The 603-nt window shown below is 48.3% G+C and carries 1 protein-coding gene; it reads right to left on the bottom strand.

Annotated features, from left to right (window positions below; translation table 11 throughout):
- Window positions 1-86: 86 nt before the first annotated feature.
- Window positions 87-542: a DUF1896 family protein gene (locus QZ310_RS13635; RefSeq protein ID WP_297073836.1), complete on the bottom strand. Its 456-nt coding sequence runs from the start codon at window positions 540-542 to the stop codon at window positions 87-89.
- Window positions 543-603: the final 61 nt, after the last annotated feature.

The raw sequence follows: 603 nt of genomic DNA, 5'->3' as shown, positions 1-603 counted from the left end.
CGAGTGCATTTTCCGCGTTGCGATGTTCAACATCAAGGCGCAGGGCAAGCCTTATCGCCTCAATGTTGTCGCGCATGGTCTGTAACTTATTGTAGGCCATTGTCGGAAAGATAGATTACGATTTTGCCTACAATCTCATTCTCCATAATGGAGAGGTCGAGCGGATCCAGACCGATTGCCATACGGTCGAAGCCGTCAAAAAGGTCGGGAATATCGGTCATTACCTGATTTGTCCAGTATTCCACCGCTTCGGTGCTGTCGAGGTCAATGGTGTCGCCGAAGTTTTCAAGTATCAACTCGGATACGATGTTGTACTCCGACTCTCCGATGTTTGTGAACAGGACTCTTATCGCTTCTTCCTCAGCCATAGTGACTGTTGCACCATTCCGGCGTGCGTCCTCAAAGGCATCCAATGCCGCGATTGAGTTGGCTTGTAACTGGGGGTGGTCGTTATCGACCTCGTACTTGTTGCTTCTGAGGTACTGCAACAGGTACAGATAGTAGTAATTGAAGTCGTATAGACCTCGGTTGGTTTCTAACATGATTGTGGATAAATTTAGTGGTGGTGATTATTTGGGCATGAAAAGGTGGCGTAGTCTGGGG

It is taken from the genome of uncultured Duncaniella sp. (genome assembly GCF_910577345.1).
GTDB lineage: Bacteria > Bacteroidota > Bacteroidia > Bacteroidales > Muribaculaceae > Duncaniella.
Note: the sequence above shows the minus strand (reverse complement) of the source record. Positions and strands in the feature narration are given on the sequence as shown.